Source organism: Hyphomonas sp. TMED31 (genome assembly GCF_002172815.1).
Classification (GTDB): domain Bacteria; phylum Pseudomonadota; class Alphaproteobacteria; order Caulobacterales; family Hyphomonadaceae; genus Hyphomonas; species Hyphomonas atlantica.
In genome coordinates this window covers 122047-140899 of record NZ_NHCK01000014.1, presented here as the reverse complement: position 1 = coordinate 140899, position 18853 = coordinate 122047, and the positions used below count along the sequence as shown (strand labels likewise).

The 18853-nt window shown below is 62.5% G+C and carries 19 protein-coding genes; 9 read left to right on the top strand and 10 right to left on the bottom strand.

Going from position 1 to position 18853, the window contains the following annotated elements; all coding sequences use genetic code 11:
- Positions 1-660 (top strand): hypothetical protein (locus CBB91_RS02445; RefSeq protein WP_273011686.1); only part of this gene is annotated, 660 nt, incomplete at its 5' end.
- A gap of 289 nt (positions 661-949) precedes the next feature.
- Here CBB91_RS02445 and CBB91_RS02440 read toward each other — a convergent pair.
- The 6 genes from CBB91_RS02440 to CBB91_RS02415 form a co-directional block, all read right to left on the bottom strand.
- Positions 950-1483 carry a nuclear transport factor 2 family protein gene (locus CBB91_RS02440; protein ID WP_273011684.1) on the bottom strand — a complete coding sequence of 178 codons (534 nt, stop codon included), beginning with the start codon at positions 1481-1483 and terminating at the stop codon, positions 950-952.
- Between the two features lie 41 nt (positions 1484-1524).
- The gene (locus tag CBB91_RS02435) at positions 1525-3573 is read right to left on the bottom strand and encodes a hypothetical protein (RefSeq protein ID WP_273011683.1); all 2049 of its coding nucleotides are present in this window, start codon (positions 3571-3573) and stop codon (positions 1525-1527) included.
- The gene (locus CBB91_RS02430; protein ID WP_273011682.1) at positions 3573-6425 is read right to left on the bottom strand and encodes a DUF4159 domain-containing protein; all 2853 of its coding nucleotides are present in this window, start codon (positions 6423-6425) and stop codon (positions 3573-3575) included. The genes CBB91_RS02435 and CBB91_RS02430 overlap by 1 nt, the downstream gene beginning before the upstream one ends.
- The gene (locus tag CBB91_RS02425) at positions 6422-7288 is read right to left on the bottom strand and encodes a DUF58 domain-containing protein (protein ID WP_273011681.1); all 867 of its coding nucleotides are present in this window, start codon (positions 7286-7288) and stop codon (positions 6422-6424) included. Before CBB91_RS02425 ends, CBB91_RS02430 begins: the two co-directional genes overlap by 4 nt.
- Positions 7285-7668 carry a hypothetical protein gene (locus tag CBB91_RS02420; RefSeq protein WP_345906709.1) on the bottom strand — a complete coding sequence of 128 codons (384 nt, stop codon included), beginning with the start codon at positions 7666-7668 and terminating at the stop codon, positions 7285-7287. Before CBB91_RS02420 ends, CBB91_RS02425 begins: the two co-directional genes overlap by 4 nt.
- A 10-nt stretch (positions 7669-7678) precedes the next feature.
- Complete coding sequence (locus tag CBB91_RS02415) at positions 7679-8677, bottom strand: MoxR family ATPase (RefSeq protein ID WP_273011676.1); 999 nt, start codon at positions 8675-8677, stop codon at positions 7679-7681.
- 74 nt (positions 8678-8751) lie between these two features.
- On the opposite strand from CBB91_RS02415, the gene CBB91_RS02410 reads away from it, so the two are divergent.
- The 4 genes from CBB91_RS02410 to CBB91_RS02395 all read left to right on the top strand — a co-directional run bounded on the left by CBB91_RS02410 (position 8752) and on the right by CBB91_RS02395 (position 11734).
- Positions 8752-9339 (top strand): DUF1285 domain-containing protein, encoded by a 588-nt coding sequence (locus CBB91_RS02410; RefSeq protein ID WP_345906708.1) that lies wholly within the window; start codon positions 8752-8754, stop codon positions 9337-9339.
- Between the two features lie 6 nt (positions 9340-9345).
- Entirely contained in the window at positions 9346-9966 is a 621-nt protein-coding gene (locus CBB91_RS02405; RefSeq protein WP_273011673.1) for a CoA pyrophosphatase, read from the top strand.
- 75 nt (positions 9967-10041) lie between these two features.
- Positions 10042-10527, top strand: coding sequence for a DUF6111 family protein (locus tag CBB91_RS02400; RefSeq protein ID WP_035547259.1), 486 nt, complete (start codon positions 10042-10044; stop codon positions 10525-10527).
- Complete coding sequence (locus CBB91_RS02395; RefSeq protein WP_273011670.1) at positions 10511-11734, top strand: CCA tRNA nucleotidyltransferase; 1224 nt, start codon at positions 10511-10513, stop codon at positions 11732-11734. Before CBB91_RS02400 ends, CBB91_RS02395 begins: the two co-directional genes overlap by 17 nt.
- Here CBB91_RS02395 and CBB91_RS02390 read toward each other — a convergent pair.
- The 4 genes from CBB91_RS02390 to hemF form a co-directional block, all read right to left on the bottom strand.
- The gene (locus CBB91_RS02390; RefSeq protein ID WP_345906707.1) at positions 11715-12119 is read right to left on the bottom strand and encodes a TspO/MBR family protein; all 405 of its coding nucleotides are present in this window, start codon (positions 12117-12119) and stop codon (positions 11715-11717) included. The genes CBB91_RS02395 and CBB91_RS02390 overlap by 20 nt on opposite strands.
- A gap of 207 nt (positions 12120-12326) precedes the next feature.
- Positions 12327-12533: a helix-turn-helix transcriptional regulator gene (locus tag CBB91_RS02385; RefSeq protein WP_035547254.1), complete on the bottom strand. Its 207-nt coding sequence runs from the start codon at positions 12531-12533 to the stop codon at positions 12327-12329.
- Positions 12533-13045: a DUF2975 domain-containing protein gene (locus tag CBB91_RS02380; RefSeq protein WP_162175926.1), complete on the bottom strand. Its 513-nt coding sequence runs from the start codon at positions 13043-13045 to the stop codon at positions 12533-12535. Before CBB91_RS02380 ends, CBB91_RS02385 begins: the two co-directional genes overlap by 1 nt.
- 690 nt (positions 13046-13735) lie before the next feature.
- Positions 13736-14620 (bottom strand): oxygen-dependent coproporphyrinogen oxidase, encoded by an 885-nt coding sequence (gene hemF, locus CBB91_RS02375; RefSeq protein WP_273011664.1) that lies wholly within the window; start codon positions 14618-14620, stop codon positions 13736-13738.
- Between the two features lie 188 nt (positions 14621-14808).
- Here hemF and petA point away from each other — a divergent pair, with 188 nt between their 5' ends.
- The 4 genes from petA (at position 14809) to CBB91_RS02355 (ending at position 18799) form a co-directional block, all read left to right on the top strand.
- Positions 14809-15381: a ubiquinol-cytochrome c reductase iron-sulfur subunit gene (gene petA, locus CBB91_RS02370; protein WP_051602378.1), complete on the top strand. Its 573-nt coding sequence runs from the start codon at positions 14809-14811 to the stop codon at positions 15379-15381.
- Positions 15382-15397: 16 nt separating this feature from the next.
- Positions 15398-16855 carry a cytochrome b N-terminal domain-containing protein gene (locus tag CBB91_RS02365; protein ID WP_035547246.1) on the top strand — a complete coding sequence of 486 codons (1458 nt, stop codon included), beginning with the start codon at positions 15398-15400 and terminating at the stop codon, positions 16853-16855.
- Positions 16856-16873: 18 nt separating this feature from the next.
- Entirely contained in the window at positions 16874-17842 is a 969-nt protein-coding gene (locus CBB91_RS02360; protein WP_035547243.1) for a cytochrome c1, read from the top strand.
- Positions 17843-17920: 78 nt separating this feature from the next.
- Positions 17921-18799 (top strand): S-methyl-5'-thioadenosine phosphorylase, encoded by an 879-nt coding sequence (locus CBB91_RS02355; protein ID WP_273011661.1) that lies wholly within the window; start codon positions 17921-17923, stop codon positions 18797-18799.
- The last annotated feature ends 54 nt before the right edge of the window (positions 18800-18853 follow it).

Here is an 18853-nt window from a genome sequence, read left to right as displayed (position 1 = left end):
TCTCGCATGAACGGGATGCAGGCATTTGTGGAGCAGGGGCTGGCGGCGGCGCGGACGGCGTTGCTGGGGGTGCGGGCGGAGGCCGGGCTGCATCTGGAGCCGAAACACGTGACCAAATGCCTGCGCGCCAGGGAGCGTAGCCGCCTGAAAGCCATTGAAACCATTGTCCGGCGGCTGATCACCTTGATGGCCAGCGCGCTGGAAATTGCGCCGACCGCACATGCCGGGCGCGGGCAGGGCGCCCCCGCCGCGCAGCCGGACAGCTTGCCGGATGGCGTGGAAGACGTGACCGACAGTTTCGCGGGGCTTCAGCCGCCCGCCTTTCGCCTGCGCCTCACCGGGCGGGCGGTGTCCGGCCTGATAGACTGGCACCAGGTGTTTGCCGGGTCGGCCAGCGCGTCGGCCCAGCCCTCCGGCCCGGTGCTTGCCGCGCCGCTGATTGCACAGATCGTGGCGCTGCACCGTGTGCTGAAACATCCCGACCGCGCCGCCAAACGGCTCGCGCGGCATCTGGCCGGGCTGAAGGCAAGGCGGCAGCCGCGCCCGATCTGCCCGCCCAGTCCGGGGGATTTCCGCCTCGGCGCAGAGCTGGGCAGCGTCTCCACCGCCTTGCCGAGCCTGCTGACCCGCGCGCTGGCCGACTGGCCGGACTCGTCCTGAGTTTTCCGTAGAATTTCATCTGATTACCGGGGCGCTATCCGCGTCTCCGGTCGCTGGCGCTGGCGGCGGGCTCCGCTCTCCTTCGACTTCGCTCAGGATGAGCTAATCTCTTGAGGCAAAGTCTTCCTCATTCACCGACTCATCCTGAGCGAAGTCGAAGGATGAAGCGATCAGGAGCAAAAGCCCGGCGCTTGCGCTTCGGGCCTTCTCTGGGACATCGCAGTGCGATGTCTGGCCCCTCGAAGCCTGAGCGAAGTCGAAGGATGAAGCGGCCGGGAAAGCGGAAACCCTACTTCCCCTCAAAGAAGGAATAGACCGCATCTTCCGGATGGCTCGCACCAATCGGCGTGCGCGGGCCGAAGCGCTCGGCCTCGCTGCCCGGCGGCAGCGGCATTTCCTCGGTCCAGTCGAACACGACCAGCCGGTTCAGGATGCGCCATTCGCCGTCGCGCTTCACGAACCAGTCGAGATAGCGGCCCTTCATATCCCATTGCTGCATCTGCCGGTCCGCGCCCGGCTGGCGCTGGAAGGCAGAGAAATAACTCTCCACCGCGGCGCCGCCCTCGCGGAATTCGATCAGGATGTTGTGGATCTGGTGAATGCCGCGCTCGATATAGGGAAGGGTCTTCATCGCCCAGTCNACNAAGCCGGATGCGCTGCCCTGATACGGCCCATGATGGTCCGTGCCNTCGGGCCAATAGGCAGAGCGGAGCATCGCCTCATCGGCCCGGTCAATGCCGCGCGCATAGCGAAACAGGCAATCGCGAATCGCCTCGCGCGCCCATAATTCCTCGATCTTCTGTTCCAGCGTCAGCTCGGCCATCTTGGCGCTCCCTTTGTTCCTGTACGGTTTTATCTGTATCCCTACCGGCCCTCACGCCGCCAGGCCAGCAGCAACAGGCCGATCAGGAACGCCGCCGCGATCAGCCCCGGAAGCAGCGGCTGGCTGCTGGAAGACCGNACGGCGTAAGCGCCGCGTTCTCTCAGGCCNAGCCAGTTGCCGCCCGCCGAATTTCCCCGCGCGCCGGTNCGGCGAATGTCCGGCAGATTCGTGCCGCTCTCGTTCAGGCGAAACACGCCGCCGCCNGTTGCATCCGCCATCGGCGCCAGNACTTCGGTCGNGGACTGAAGATCGGCATATTCCTTCGGGTTCGCCGGTCCGTTCAGCGCGACAGCTTCCAGCCCGCCCGCCTCGGCGCGGTAAAGCCCCAGCTGGTCAATCGGCGCCTCGGCCACGAATTGCCCCGGCGCCTGCTGACGCCATTGCGGCTCNAGGAAACTGCCCTCCGGCGTCTCGACCAGAAGCGGCGGCGCGGTATCCAGCAAGGTGCGCAGCTCCACGCGCGCTGTATCGCCCTCCGCAACGAGGCTCAGCTTGCGCTCTTCCAGTTCGGGCTCTTTCATCATCCAGTGCACGATCCGCCGGATCAGTTCGGCAAACGGNCCGCCNCCATCATGCCCGCGCGCCCACAGCCAGATCTGGTCCGTCATCAGCATGCCGACCCGGCCATCGCCCACGCGGTCAACGATCAGCACCGGCTTTCCGCGCGGTCCGTTCATCAGCACATCTCCGGCCTGNGCCTCGGCATCGATATAGCGCATCCAGCCGCCCCATTCGCGGCCATCCAACGGCATCGTCACCGCATGCCGCTTGCCCGGTTCGGTCAGTTCCGGCGTGTATTCGCCGGTATAGATATCCCCTGTCGGCGTGGCCGGAAGCACAGAGGCGAGCGGCGATCGGGCAAGACTTCCCGGCCCGGCAAATGGCTCGCCCGCCGCAATCAGCAGCGCGCCACCATCCGTCACGTATCTGGCCATNTTTGCGAGGTAGGACTGGGTGATCACGCCGCGCCGCTCATATTGGTCGAAGATGATGAGGTCGAATTCTTCCAGCTTGTCNTCGAACAATTCCTCTGTCGGGAATGCGATCAGGGCAAGCTCTTCCGTCGGCGTATAATCCAGCTTGTAGGGCGGGCGGAGAATCGTGAAGTGGACGAGATCTACCGACGGGTCGGATTTGAGCAGGTCNCGCCANACGCGCCCGGCCTGGTTCGGCTTGCCGGTCACCAGGAGAACTCGCAACCGGTCGCGGACGCCAGAAAGCGTCGCTGCCGTGCGATTGTTCGCAAGCGTCAGTTCTTCGCGTCCCGGCGGGGTTTCCACGACAATGACGTTTTCGCCGCGCCGCTCNATTTCCATCGGCACGGTCGTGTCTTCGCCCGGTGTCACATCCATCCGGCGCGGGGTTCCGCCATTGATGGACAGCTCGANCTGGACCGGGCGTCCCTCCGGCATGCCGGGATCNTCGANGCGGANAACCAGTTCTGCCATTTCGCCGACAATGCCGAAATCCGGAGCATCCACAATGGACACGCGCCGGTCGCCCCGGTTTGGATCGCCTACGATCAGGCCATGCAATGGGCCGATATGCCGTTCATCCGAGTCCGGATCCGGCAAATCATGAATTTGACCATCCGTGATCAGGATGGCCCCGGCAATGCGATCACGCGGAACATCGGCCATGAGGCCTTCCAGCGCGCCGTAGAGATTGGTGCCATCGGCGCCTGGATCACTTTCCATCAAGCGTACTTCGAGGCTCGGGTCCGCCTCAAGTTCAGCGGTCAGCGCCGCATAGGCTGCGGTGGCAGCTGTCTCGCGCGCGCCAAATTCCATGCTTTCGGACCGGTCGAGGATCACCGCCGCAACCGAGGGAAGGGGTTCTCTTTCCTCTTTTACCAGCGACGGGTTCGAGAGGGCCGCGGCCACCAGGGTCAGGGCCAGTCCGCGGGTCAGCCATGCGCGGCCTCGCAAGATGGCATAGGCAATCCAGGCGAGCGCCGCGATGGCAACAATAGCCCATAGGATTGGCCAGCCAAGGAAGGGCTCGAAGCCGAGACGGGTCGCATCAATCATCACGGGCCCCCATCCAGAATGCGGCTGGGTAGTTCAACGGGCTCGTCATCAGGATCTTCACCATCCCCCAGCCGTTCCAGCAAGGCGGGTATGTGAACCTGATCATCCTTGTAGCTGCCGGTCAGGACATACATGACGAGGTTCACGCCAAAGCGGCGGGACATTTCCCTTTGCTCTGCGCCGCCGTCTACGGAGTAAAGATCGCGCCCCTGCGCATCGACCGCCCATGCGGATGCCCAGTCAGCATCTCCGATGATCAGCCGTGAAACGCCGTCGCCGCGCGGAGCGCTTGCGTCACCGGCCTGTTCGATCCAGAGGCTGCGCTGGGCATACCGGCCGGGAAAGTCGTTCAGCAAGTAGAAGCTGCGAGTCAGGACATGATTCTCGCCCACTGTTTGCAGGGGCGGCGCATCAAGGCCTTCGAGCAAGGTTTCAAGTCTGCTGACATCGGTCTGTGAACCGATGGTCCCGCCCGCGCGGGTGTCGATCACCAGAGCGCCCCCGGAGCGGAGATAGGTGTTGAGATTTGCAATTGCTGTTTCTGACAGGGGGGGCATGGACTCCGGTACGTTGAAGTAGATCAGCGGGTAGAGTTCAAGCGAATCCGTTTCCAGATTCACACCATGTGGGTCGGCGGGCTCAACCGAGGTACGCATCCGCAATATGCTGGTCAGACCGGACAGCCCGGCTTCGGTTCGACGGTTCAGGTTACCNTCAGGGGTCTCGACAAAGGCCAGCCGCATTTCCAGCGCCGCGTCGATTTCCTTCTGCGTTGAATTGCCTGTAGACGGCAGACGAATGACGTCCGGACTCGTATCAACACGGCGATATGTTCCATCGGGCAGCAGCTCGTACTGGTAGGGCTGGGCCACGGCGTCCGGGCCGGGCAGGGCGACCATCGCTCCTCCGATCAGGATGCAGGCGGTCGCGGCGCTCCGTCCGAACCGGCGGAGTCGTCCAGCAACGAACAGGGCGATGAACAGGTCAAGTGCCAGCAATAATGCCGCCAGAGTCAGCAGCGGTCCGGCCAGTCGCAGCGAGCGCGCCTCTGCATCGCCGAGCAGGCGCGCCGATAGCGGCCATTCGGCAATCAGTCTTGGGCGCTGCCCTGCGCCAGCATTCAGTGCGCGGGTTCCGGCAGGCCCCCGATAAAGACCGGGCGGGTGGGATTCCGACAATACCGTCTCCGCAAAATCGACGGCTTTTAATGGCGCAGCATTCGGTCCGGCAGCGGACAAGCGGCCATACCCGTCCAGGGTCAGGTATGGCGTGTACGCGCCTTCCGCGTCGCCCACCGCTTCGCCGCGCCCGGCGGCAATGGACCGGCGCAGCATCTGCGAGAAGGTGCCGGAATAGGCAAGGTCTGCCCAGTCCGGCCCAGCGGTGGTGTGAAACAGGATCAGCGTGCCATTGCCGCGCGTGTCGGCGGTGACAAGCGGCGAGCCATCTGCGAGTCGCGCCCAGGTCTTGGATGCAAGTTCCGGTCCCGGACGGGCGAGAACCTGTTGTTTGATGCGCACATCGCCCGGCACGGAAAGGCCGGCAAAGGGAGACGCTTCAGGAAAAGACGCCATGGCCTGGGGCTCGTCCCAGGCGAGCGCGCCGCCGAGCGCGCGCGATGACCTGCGCAGCGCTACTGGCAAGAGGTCATCTCCCTGCGCGGCGAGCCGCGGACCGGCAAAGCGGATCAGCGCGCCGCCGTCTTCCACCCATGTATTCAGCAGTTCGGCATCCTGCGGCAGGATCTGGCCGACATCACTCATGATAATCGCATCGGGGGAGGCGGCGACGAGGTTTTCGATGCTGCCTTCGGATATGGTCGCGAAGGGCTCCAGCGCCTTGCGGATATAATGCATGTCGGACAGCAGCGGTTGCGCAGACGCGCCCGCATCGACCAGACCAACCCTGCGGGAGCGGTCCGCCGAATCCCAGAGCCAGACCGTGCCCGCGCCCTGTTGCCCGGTGACATTGAACCGGGCCACCCGCGCCAACGCTGCAGCAGGGATCGTGAACTCTGCGACGGCTTCGCTCTGCCCATCGGCAAAGTCCAGGGGAGCGGTGGCAAGNGCCGAGCCGTCAATGGTCAGGGCAGAAACATAGCCCGTTGTTACGCCGCGGGCGTCTGCGCGCCTCGCTGTAACAGAGACCGAATCTGTCTGGGACCGGATGCTGGAAATCACGACGGGCCCNGTCGGCGCAGCAGCNTAGACGGTCAGCGGCGCAATGCTGGAGAGCTCCTGCGCGAAGCGCTGTCCGTTGCGTCCTTCCAGACCATCGCTGGCCCAGAAGATGCGGTCGGGCGTAAAGGTGGAATCGCGCAGTCGTGCCAATGCATCGGCGCGGTCTGGTGCCCAGGCCTGCGGACGCAGGGAAGCGAGGCGTTTGGCCATGTCCGCGCGGGAAATGCGTTCGGCCGGGTCCGGATTGAATTGTTGCGGNGCGGTCAGCAACAGGTGAACCGGCGCGTCGCGGTTTCCGCTGTCCAGCGTGGCGGTNGCGGCATTGATCAGGTCCGGCCAACGCGGCGCAGAAGACCAGCCATTATCCACGACAATGAGAAGGCTTCCGGTGCCCTCTGCCGTTTCCGTCTGTGCGCCCGGTGCATAGACCGGTTGCGATAGTCCAAGGATCGCAGCGGCGACTGCCAGTGTGCGGATCAGCCAGACCCACCAAGGCGTGCGCGCCGGGGTTTCTTCCTGCGGTTCGATCCCGTCCAGCAATTGCATCGACGGCAATTCGGCATGGCGCGGGGCAGGTGGCGTCGCGCGCAGGATCCACCAGATCAGCGGCAGCGCGGCGAGCGCGGCAAGCGCCCAGGGCGCACCGAGCAGGAATGGGCCGAGCGCCGTCATGATTTCGCTCCGAAGGTTTCGATCTGTGCTTTCAGGCGCGCGGCACCCTCCAGCGAGGATTGCCCGACAGTATGCGTCACCAGTCTCCAGCCGAATTGGGTGGCCAGTTTCCTCAGCCCGTCGCGCTGTTCGGAGAAGCGGCGCAAATAGGTGTCTCGCATGGTTTCGGCGCGGCCCAGNATGCGGTCGATGCCCGTGCCCGGCCGGCTCAGTTTCGTGCGGCCCTCAAAGGGAAAGTCCTCTTCGATCGGCGCGGACACGGCCAGCAGAACGCCTTCCGGGCATTTNGCCGCCAGCGGCGCAAGCCTTNCCTGCCATTCCGTAAGCGGAGCGTAGAAGTCTGACGCCAGCACCAGCGTCGCGGCGGAGCGTGGGGGAGAAGGGAATTGCCCATTCGTGCCACGCTCGAGATCTTCGGCAAGTCGCGCAACGGCCTTCTTGCCAAAACTGGCAGACCGGCCTGCGCCCAGCATGCCGATCCGCTCGCCATCCTTTGACATCAGAATGCCCAGTGCCAGCATCAGAAGCTGTGCTTCCTCGGCCTTGGTCCGCAGGTCGCCTTCGCCCTTCCAGCGAAAGCCCGCCGCATCATCGCACCANAACAGCACCGTGCGCGCGGTTTCCAATTCTGTTTCGCGTACGAACAATTCATTGCCCTTGGCCGAGCGGCGCCAGTCGACCCGGTCTGCGGCGTCTTCCTGTGCGTAGCGNCGATATTGCCAGAAATGCTCGCCGGTGCCCGGCCGCCTGCGCCCGGCCGAGCCGATATGCGCAGCCTCGCTTGCCTCGGCCTTGAAGTTCAGGCCGGGCAATTGCCGGGCAAGGCTCTCGGCTTCTGAGCGAAGGTCGGCGGAGCTATTCATGCGGTTACCGCTTTTCCGCACGCAATAGCGTTCGCAGAAAGTGTTTGCATCGGCGTGCCGGTGGCTTCGGCTTCAGCAAGTGCGACATTGGCCGCGTCCGAATAGGCGTGCATGAGTACAGATGTACGCTGAGCAAGTTCGTCTTTGTCTATCGTATCGTCTCGCAACAATTCGTTCTGACTGGCTATCACGGCTTTTCGTAGTTCTGTGCTGTCTTTATCGGCGGCATCCTGAAGCATCGCGATTGCTGCCATATGTGTGATCAGGCAGGAATCGAAATTTGTAGATGCAGCCGATGGGGCTTGCTGCGAACAGGCCATAAGGCACGCAGCCATGAGGGCGAGGCTGGATACGTGTTGAAGTTCGCGGGCAGGTGTCATTCCGGGAGCGCTAGCCAACCTTCCGGGCAAGGTCATTGATCAGATCGGTCAGGNTNGGCGCTTCGCCCGTCGGGTCATAGCGCATCGCCATACGGTGGCCGAGGCAGGGTTCGGCCAGCGCCTCGACATCCTCGATGCTGGGTGCAAGACGGCCGCGCAGCAGCGCGCGGCTCCGCGCCGCCAGCATCAGGGCCTGGCCCGCGCGTGGGGATGGGCCCCAGTCGACAAGCCGCTTCACGCGCTCGTCGCTCGTCTGTTCCGGTCGGGCATCCCGCACCAGCGCCAGGATCGTCGACACGATCTTCTCGCCTACCGGCATCCGCCGAACGAGGCTNTGCAGCGCGATCANNCGCTCNGCATCNAGTGCCGGGCGGACGATATTGTCCTCGCCCGTTGTGGTTTCGATCAGGATGCGGCGCTCCGTATCGAGATCCGGATACTGGACATCAATCTTCAACAGGAACCGGTCAAGCTGCGCTTCGGGCAGGGGATAGGTGCCTTCCTGCTCAATCGGGTTCTGCGTCGCCAGCACATGGAAGGGCGCGGGCAAATCATGGCGCACGCCAGCGACGGTCACATGACGCTCCTGCATGGCCTGCAAAAGCGCAGACTGGGTGCGCGGGCTGGCGCGGTTGATTTCGTCGGCCATCAGCAGCTGGGTGAAGATCGGCCCTTTGAGAAAGCGGAACGTGCGCTGCCCGCTCGGGCTCTCGTCCAGAACTTCAGAGCCGATGATGTCTGACGGCATCAAATCGGGCGTGAACTGGATGCGCTGATTGGCCAGGCCCAGCGCCGTGCCCATCGCTTCCACAAGGCGTGTCTTGGCCAGGCCCGGCGCGCCGATCAGCAGGGCATGCCCCCCGGCCAGAACGGCGGCGAGCGACAATTCCACCACGCGGTCCTGCCCGAACACTGCCTTCGCAATTTCGGCTTTTACCTGCGCCAGCGTCTCTGCGGCGGCTTCGGCTTCGGCCACGATTGCATCACTTACCTGTTCAGTATCGGCCATCAAAAGGGCGCCTCCGGCTTTTCGTCCTGAATAAACAAACCTATGTCTAAGGCCGGATCATGGCGGAGCAAAATGTGAATTCCAGTGCCACAACCACAATCAGTCTCGAAGAGACGCTTAAAGCGATCCTTCCCGATGGCAAGGTAGAGGGCAAGCTGCCCCCCGTCCATTTGTGGAATCCGGACCGCACGGCAGACATCGACATGGAAATCCGCGCCGATGGCAGCTGGTGGCATGAGGGCGGCCGTATCAATCGCGAAAAGCTGGTGAAGCTGTTTTCCCGCATTCTAAGACAGGATCCCGACGGCAAGATCTGGCTCGTCACGCCCTACGAAAAAGTGATCGTCCATGTCGAAGACGCGCCGTTCACCGCTGTGCGGGTCGAACGGGCAGGGGAGCCCGGACCGCAACAGACGCTGGCCTTCGTGACCAATCTGGGCGATGTGACCCTGGCAGGGCCGGATGCGCCGCTGCGGATTGAAACCGACCCGGAAACCGGAGAGCCTTCGCCCTATGTCCTCGTGCGCGGACAGCTTGAAGCCAAACTCACGCGACCGGTCTTCTACGAACTCGCCGAACTGGCAGAGCCCGCGCCGGATGGCAGCGATACCTTCGGCGTATGGAGTCAGGGCAGCTTCTTTCCGCTTGGATCAGCAGGCTGACGCGGCATGAGCTGGAACGGGCTCGACGATTTCCTGACGCGCGTCAGTGACCGGCTGGACCCGCCGCGCGGGGAAGCGCAGCTCACCGAATATGGCGATATGGAGTTCCTGACGCCTGAGGATCTGGGCCTCATCCGGCCTGCGGCTGTGCTGATCGGGGTGATCCCGCGCAAATCCGGCCCGACCGCCTTGCTGACCCTGCGCCCGGATACAATGGCTACGCATGCCGGTCAGGTGGCCTTTCCGGGCGGCAAGATCGATCCGGTCGATGTGGATGAGGTCGCTGCGGCGCTGCGCGAAGCCGANGAAGAGGTGGGTGTGCGCCCGTCAGATGTGGACGTGCTCGGCCGCGGCGCGCCCTATGTCACCGGGACGCGCTTTCGTATCACGCCGGTNGTGGGCCTGCTGCCATCCGACTTCGAGCCGACACCAGACCCGACAGAAGTGGCAGACGTGTTTGAAACNCCGCTCGATTTCCTGATGAACATTGCCAATCATCAGGTNGGCAGAGCGGTTTATCGGGGCAAGGAACGCCAGTTCTACGAGATGCCGCATGGCGGGTTTCGCATCTGGGGCGTGACGGCAGGAATCATCCGCAAGCTCTACCATACCGTCTATGATGATTGATCGGTGCGGCATTTAGGGTTTTGCTCGGTCCGGCAACGCCTTATCTAGAATAAACAAACCGGAGGGCAGTCTACATTGGCCGGACGCATCGTCTTTGAGCTTTTCATCTTTTCGATCCCGTTCATCGTGTTCGGGCTCTATCTGCTGGCAACGTCCAATGCCCAGCAGGAGGGCAAGCGGAAATGGCCGATTAATATCCTGTTCCTGTGCGGTATCGGTTTGGCGACGGTTGCGTGGTTCGTGCTGATCCTGCTGGAGCCCAAGGAGCGCGACATCTGCCATGAGCCTGCACGGCTGGAGAATGGCAAACTGATTCCTGCGCGCGATTACCCTTGCGAACACGACGTGCGGAATGTCGGCATTCCGCTNGAGCGCGATGGCGTGAGATCTGCGCGCGGGGCAACCGGTCCCGGAACCGAGATCCATGATGCCGGGGAAATCCGCGCGACGGCCCCGAACACCGAAGATGCGACGCGCCCCGACGAGGAGCCGACCATTATCGCGCCGGATCCGGACGCCGAGACGCCGGATATTGTGCGGCCGGATGATGACGCAAACTGAGCGCCTGTCTGCGGAATGGCTGGACTGGCCGGGCACGCGCGCGGTCATGGCGGCGCTGGAAGCGGCGAAACCGGGCGGATCTCGCTTTGTGGGTGGNTGCGTCCGCAATCAGCTGCGCGGCGCGAAAGTTGACGACATCGACATCGCCACACAGTTGGAACCGGGCGCGACAAAAGCTGCACTGGAAGCAGCAGGGATTCGCGCCATCCCGACGGGGATCGAACACGGCACCATTACCGCGATACATGACGGGCGCCCCTTCGAGATCACCAGCCTGCGCCGGGATGTCGAGACCGATGGCCGCCGTGCGGTGGTCGCCTTCACACAGGACTGGGCCGAGGATGCCGAGCGCCGCGACTTCCGGCTGAATGCGATCTATGCCAGCCCCGATGGCCAGCTGCATGAAGTCGTGCAGGGCTCGATTGCCGACGCCATCGAGGGCCGCGTGATCTTCATTGGTGACGCCGACCAGCGCCTGCGTGAAGACTATCTGCGCATCTTGCGCTTCTTCCGCTTCAATGCCTGGTATGGGGCCGGGATGGATGCAGACGGCCTCGCGGCCTGTGAGCGCCAGAAAGAGGGCCTCACGAGAATTGCGGCCGAACGGATCTGGAAAGAGCTGAAGCGTTTGATGGAAGCGCCGGGCCCGTCAGAGGCCCTGCTCGCAATGGATGAGACCGGCATTCTGGACATTGTATTGCCGGGCGCGACAGCGTCTGAAATGCCATCACTCGTCGCGGTAGAGCAGGGGGCCAGGCTGGAGCCTGATCCGTTGCAGCGGCTGATGGCGATGACGCCCCGCCGCGTGCGTGATGTGCGACAGATGACGACCCATCTCAGGCTGTCAAATGCAGAGGCGGACCGGCTCACCGCGTGGGCGGACCCGGCACTGGCTCATGTTCTCGGCGCAGATGCGCAGGCGCTTCGGCAGATGTTCTACCGGCATGGGCCAGAGGCGGTGGAAGATCGCGCCTTGATCGAAGCTGCGCAGCTGTCGCAGGGCGAGGCGTTTCAGGCGGTGCGCCGGGCTGCTGCTGGCTGGACCCGGCCGGAGTTTCCAATCGGCGGCGATGATGCGCTGGCGGCAGGCCTGAAAGGGCCCGAGATTGGTGCGTGCTTGCGGGCGCTGGAGGCGGACTGGGTCGCCTCTGACTTCACCCTGACGCGGGGCGAATTGCTGGCGCACCTCAGTTCGCGAACAGGATGAAGCCGTTCAGATAGCCCGCAAAGCTGATCCAGATGAGATACGGGATCTGCAGCAGCGCGGCGAGCGGCGCAAATCTCCAGAAATCCTGCATCATGGCGACAATCAACAGCCAGAGCGCCACGAGTATTCCGAGCGCCAGCAGCAGATCATTCAAGCCGAAGAATGCAAAGCTCCAGGCGGCATTGAACACAAGCATCGCATAGTACAGCCCAAGTGGGCTGACAGCGCGTTCAAACGAGCCCGCCCGATCCAGCACGATCAAGGCGCCGGCTGCCATCAGGATGAACAGGACCGGCCAAACCAGTCCGAAAACGATATCAGGTGGCGTCAGGAAGGGCTTGTTGAGCGCGTTGTACCAGGGGTCTGAACTTCCCCCCGAAATCACTGCTCCTGCTGCGGCGGTTGTTGCCGTCGCTAGCAGGAGCAGTATCCCTGCCCCCCAGGGAAAGGCTTTCGCGTTCGGGACCATTGACCATGATCATACTCCGAAACGAAGCGTCCGTCATTTCCAAGACGTTAATCGGCGCGGCAATGCCTTGATCCTGATCAGGTTTTCACACCGCTGCCCAAAAAGCGGACGCGCTGGCCGGATTTAGTCGTCTTCCCGATCCAGTATGTCGCCCGGTTTGCAGTCCAGAACGGCGCAGATCTTGTCCAGGGTTTCAAACCGGACTCCCTTCACATGGCCCTGTCGCAGTTGCGACAGGTTCTGCTCTGAAATGCCAATCTCTGCAGCAAGCTCCTTGGACTTCATCTTGCGCAGGGCGAGCATCACATCGAGGCGGACAATGATGGCCATCAGATGAATTGCTCGTTTTCCTGGGCGATGTCCGTCGCCTGAGTGAGAACCTGTCCGATCACCATGATAATGGCCCCAATCATGAGCAGGATCAGCTCCTTGGAATTGATGGCAATGGTCAGGGCGCGTTTGTCCTCGCCATTGTCATAAGTGATGGCCAGAACCATCAGTGTCGGCAGGACGAGCTGGATGGCAGCGAACACAAACACCATGATCCCCAGGAACCGCACGGCGCGTACTGCAGCGGGTGCGAAAACGACGCCTTTCTGGAACACGCCGAACACGCGNGCGGCGCCCAGCGCGATCAGCGCCAGGCTGAAATAGCCGACTGCGGACAAGGACTGCAGCATCAGCTTCTTGCCGGAGGTGTAGGTCACATCATCGCGCACCTGCGGCTGAAGTCCGGCCCAGATCGCATCCGTCATGGCGGCNGTAATGTCTGCGGCGAAATAGGTGACCACGATCATCGCGACGACAGCGAGAGACAGCCATTTCAGGATCCTGCAGGTCATGCGTGTGCGATCAGGCAACAAGTTGCGAGGGCTCATATTTCATCCTTGCCAATCAATAATTCATGTTTTACGTGAATTTCTTCTTGAGGAAAGGTATCTCGATGTTTGTTTCCGCTGCAAGGGTTTTGCTCACAACGGGCCTTATTGGNCTGATCCCGGCCTGTATGAGCGTGCCGGTTACCAGCCTGCCCAGACTGGCGGCGATGGACCCTGTCTCGATGGATGCGAACCAGATCGAGGTTGCCGTTCGCGCGCCGGATGATTTCGACCTGCCAGAAGATGGCGCCACGCTGGTGCTGACGGTTTGGCAGGAAGAAGGGGATGAGACGCGCGAGGAATTGTTTCACCTGCAGCCTGTCCCCGGCAGCCCGACAGAATTCCTGACACAGCGCGCCAAGGCAGGGTTCTCTATTCACCGGATGCGCGTCGACCCCAAGGATGCCCCGCGCATGGATGANTTTCGNGCCCACATGCTCAGCCTGAAGGAAACGCCCGGACAGAAAAGCCTGTCGGTCAGCGTCACCACGCGCCCCTGCCTGAAGCCGGGCGCAAACCCGTTCAAGNATCCCCGCATCGCCATTTATCTGAGACCGACACAGGAAGAAGACTATTTTACGCTTGTGAAGGAACGCAGCGTCCCCATCGAATTGCCNGGCGGCGACGCCCGCTATTGCGANACGGGCTGACGCGCTANGGCCATTTNACGACAGGTGGCATGGAGGAGAGNATGCTCGTCACATTGCCGCCAGTCTTGAGGCCGAAGGTCGTGCCGCGATCATAGAGCAGATTGAACTCCACATAGCGGCCGCGCTGGATCAGCTGTTCCTCGCGCTGTGCCTCGCTCCACGTCTCGTTCATGCGGCGTGCCACCAGTCGCGGGTAGATGTCCGCGAATTGTGAACCGACCTGTTGTGTGAAGGCGAAATCAGCGTCCCAGTCGCCCGAATTGAAGCGGTCGTAGAAAATACCACCCGTGCCGCGCGGTTCATNGCGATGCGGCAGGTGGAAATAGGTGTCGCAGGTTTCTTTCATCTGCGCGTAATCGGCGGCCTCGTGCGTGTCGCAGGCTGCCTTCATGGCNGCGTGGAAGTCGACACTGTCCTCGAAGGCCTGATCGCGCTGGTAGTCGAGCAGGGGATTGAGGTCTCCGCCGCCCCCGAACCAGGACTGGCTGGTCACCAGCATGCGCGTATTCATGTGCGCAGCGGGCACTTTCGGATTGCGCGGATGGGCGATGAGAGAAATGCCCGACGCCCAGAAGCGACCCTCAGACTGATCCGCACCGGGGATCTGCGCTGCAAACGCTTCGGAGAAGGTGCCATAGACTTCAGANAAGTGGACGCCGACCTTCTCGAACACTTTCCCGCGCATCAGGCCCATACGGCCCCCGCCAAGATCTTCGCTGCCATCGCCGCGTTTCCANTCGGTCAGCTCAAACCGGCCGGGAGCGCCGGAGTAGAGCGGGCGGTCTGCGGCGTCTTCGAGCGCTTCGAATCGGGCGCAAATGTCGGCCTGCAGGGATCTGAACCACTCGCGGGCGCGGGATTTCTGGGTGTCGAGATTGCCGTCTGTCATGGTGCGACACATGGCGCGAGGCGTGCGACTCTTGCAAGCGCCCTGTTGTCACAGGCTTAAAGTCAGGATAACGCGCAGACATTAGAAGTTTATGGGGAGGCAACCGCGCCCACTTGCCGCAATGTGCAATGGGGCAGGCTCCTGTATTACGGGCCCAAATTTCTGCCTTCGCAAGGGACGGGATAAGCGTGACTGATACACCCTCACACGACCACGGCGAGACGATCGATGATGATCGCCGCAATTTCATTCATATCGCCACGGGTGCAGCTGCCTTTGGTGGTGCTGCCATGTTTGCCTGGGCCGCTGTAGACCAGTGGAACCCGGCTGCGGACACCAAGGCGGCTTCGGCACTGGATGTCGACGTCTCCAAGATCCCGCTGGGCGGCGAGATTCGCGTTCTGATCGGCGGCAAGCCGTTCTTCGTGCGTCACCGTACGGCGGCTGAGATCGCAGCTGCGGACTCCGTGAATGTCGCAACGCTGCGTGACCCGCAGACGGATGACGAGCGCCTGCGCCCCAAGGGCGATGGATCGCTGAACCCGGCCATTCTGGTCACGTCCGGCTCCTGTACGCACCTCGGCTGTGTCCCGGTCGGTCCTGCGCAGGGCAACACAGGTGATTTCGGTGGCTGGTACTGCCCATGCCACGGCTCGCACTACGATACGTCTGGCCGCATCCGCAAAGGCCCGGCCCCTACAAACCTCCCGGTTCCGGACTACAAATATGTGTCCGATTCCGTGATCAATATTTCGCTTTAAGGGAAGGATACCGCAGATGAGTGGACACGAATCCTCCTACACGCCGACCAACGCCTTCACGAAATGGCTTGATACGCGTCTGCCGATTGTCCGGTTTGCCCAGGACACGGCCATCAATTTCCCGACGCCGAAGAATTTGAACTACTGGTACACGTTTGGCGGCATCCTCGCCGTCTGTCTCGTCGTNCAGATCGTTACCGGCATCATTCTGGCCATGCACTACGAAGCCAGCGTCGATGGCGCGTTCGCCTCGGTCGAGCGCATCATGCGCGACGTGCCTTATGGCTGGCTGCTGCGTTACATCCACGCAAACGGCGCCTCCATGTTCTTCCTGGCGGTCTACCTGCACATGTTCCGCGGGCTCTATTACGGCTCNTACAAGGCGCCGCGCGAGGTCCTGTGGATTCTCGGCTGTGTGATCTACCTGCTGATGATGGCGACCGCGTTCCTTGGCTACATGCTGCCTTGGGGCCAGATGTCCTATCACGGTGCCAACGTGATCACCTCGCTGTTCGGCGCGATCCCGCTGGTNGGTGAAAGCCTCCAGACATGGATCCTTGGCGGACCGTCCATCGGTAACCAGACGCTGCAGCGCTTCTTCTCGCTGCACTATCTGCTGCCCTTCATGATCGCTGGCGCAGTCATCCTGCACGTCTGGGCGCTTCACGTGCCGGGCAACAACAACCCGACCGGCGTCGAAGTACAGGATGTTGCGAAAGACACTGTGCCGTTCCACCCATACTACACGGTGAAGGACGCCTTCGCGATCGTGATCTTCCTGATCATGTTTGCTGTCTTCGTCTTCTACGCCCCGAACGTTCTGGGCCATGCTGACAACTATATCGAAGCCAACCCGCTGGTGACGCCTGCGCACATCGTGCCGGAATGGTACCTGCTGCCATTCTACGCCATCCTGCGCGCCATCACCTTCGACCTCGGCCCGATCCCGGCCAAGCTGCTCGGCGTGATCTTCATGTTTGCGGCCATCGCGGTCCTGTTCATCCTGCCTTGGCTCGACACGTCGAAAGTGAAGTCCATGCGCTACCGTCCGGTAGCCAAGCAGTTCTTCTTCGGCTTTGTCGCCGTCTGCCTGCTGCTCGGCTGGTGTGGCGCGGCCAACCCGGATGATCCGGTGATCCCGGCGCTGCAGGGCGATCCGAAACTGGTGGTCAGCTACACGGCTGATGGCCAGGAAGCGACCAGCGAATACAAGGGCGGCGGCGAAGCCTATGTCGACGCGAAACGGTTCATGGAAAGCCTTCCGGCCGACTCGAACCCGTCATTGGCAGCTGTGCCGGCACCGACATTCATGTTCCGCCACTTCTCGCTGATCCTGACCTTCTGCTATTTCGGCTTCTTCTTCCTTCTGTTCTTCCTCGGCCTGACCGAGAAGCCGAAGGAACTGCCGGAATCCATCCATAAATCCGTGCTGAAACGCGAAAAAGCGTCGGCGTCGGCCGTACCGGCTGAATAGGGAGCTTTGGGGATAATCATGAAAGCGTTCCGCATTCTCACCGCCGGTCTTGCCGGCCTCATGATCGCCGCATCAGCTCACGCTGCCGGTGGTGCCGCTCACCCGCACGCTCCGGAAGAGGGCTGGCCCTTTGAAGGCGTAACCGGTCAGTTCGACCAGGCTTCGCTGCAGCGCGGGTATCAGGTCTATCAGGAAGTCTGCTCGTCCTGTCACTCGATGAAGCTGCTCAGCTATCGCAATCTCGGCGATCCGGGTGGCCCGTTCTACGACCCGGACTATCCGAACCCGAACGACAACCCGTTTGTGAAGGCGCTTGCCGCGCAGAACGAAATCCTCAGCCCGACCCCGAACGAGGCCGGTGACTATGATTTCCGCCCGGCAACGCCAGCTGACCGGTTCCGCAGCCCGTATCCGAACGACAATGCGGCCCGCGCGGCCAATGGCGGCGCCGTTCCGCCGGATCTGTCAGTCATCACGAAAGCCCGCCACGGCGGCGCGTCCTATGTCTACAGCCTGCTGGCTGGATATCCGGACGACGAAGTCTTCAAGGAGCGCGTGGTCACCGAGGCGACCGACGACGCCCCGGCGGAAGTCCAGACCGTGATCGATACGTCCAAGCTGCACATTGGCCACGGCGATGATCATCACTATGAAGGCTACCTGATCCAGAATGTCGGCCAGTACTACAACCCGTACATGCCGGGCGACACGGTGCCACAATTCGAAGGCGACCCACGCCACGCGCCTCCGGGCGGCTTCCTGGCGATGCCACCGCAGCTGGTTCCGGGCCGCGTCGAGTATAGCGACGGCACCGAAGCCACGATCGAACAGATGTCCTACGACGTTGCGCAATTCCTGGCCTGGGCCGGTGAGCCAAAGCAAGGCAACCGCCGGTCGCTGGGCCTGGCCGTGATGGTCTATCTCGGCATTCTCGCGATCCTGCTCTGGTTCTCCTACAAGCGTATCTGGCGCAACGTAGAGCACTAGGCTGCTGACGCTTCTTTGAATTGACGACCCCGCCCCTGGCTGATCCAAGGGCGGGGTTTTCGATTCTGGGAGTGATAGATGAGCAAATGGACCCTCGGCATTATCGGCGGCTCCGGCCTGTACGAGATTGATGGTCTGGAAGACCGCCGCGAGGAACAGGTCGAGACGGCCTGGGGCAAGCCATCTGACGCGCTGGTACGTGGCCGGATAGGGGAGGTGGAGCTGGTCTTCCTGCCGCGTCATGGCAAGGGCCACCGAATCACGCCGACAGACGTGCCTTACCGCGCCAACATCGCGGCGCTGAAGGCGGCAGGCGTGACCGACATCCTGTCCATCTCCGCCTGTGGCAGCCTGCAGGAAGTCTACGCCCCCGGCGAGTTCGTGGCCGCTGACCAGTTCATTGACCGCACCTTTGCGCGCGACAAGACCTTTTTCGGGGCCGGTATGGTGGCCCATGTCTCGATGGCNGAGCCGGTNTGTCCGCGCCTCTCGGGTCTCGCAGCCGACGCGGCTGAGGCGGTGGGCGCAAAGATGCATCGNGGCGGCACCTATCTGGCGATGGAAGGCCCGCAATTCTCCTCACTGGCCGAATCGAAGCTCTATCGCCAATGGGGCTGCGATGTGATCGGCATGACCGCCATGCCGGAGGCCAAGCTCGCCCGCGAGGCGGAGCTGCCCTATGCCATCCTGTGCATGGTGACTGANTATGATTGCTGGCGCGCAGAGACCGAGGCGGTCTCAGTAACCAATGTGCTGGAAATCATGGGCCAGAACAGCGCATTGGCGCGCAAGGCCGTGGTCGAACTGGCTGAGCGCCTGTCCGGCACAGAGCGTACACCTGATCCGAACGGAACGGACACCTGCCTGGACTATGCGCTCATCACCGCGCCATCGGCGCGCGATCCGGAAATGCTGGACAGGCTTCAGGTGATTGCCGGGCGCGCTCTCAACGGCTAAGGTTTACCAACACTTAACCGAATGCCATGCGGGGAGGCATGGTAAACGGCGAAC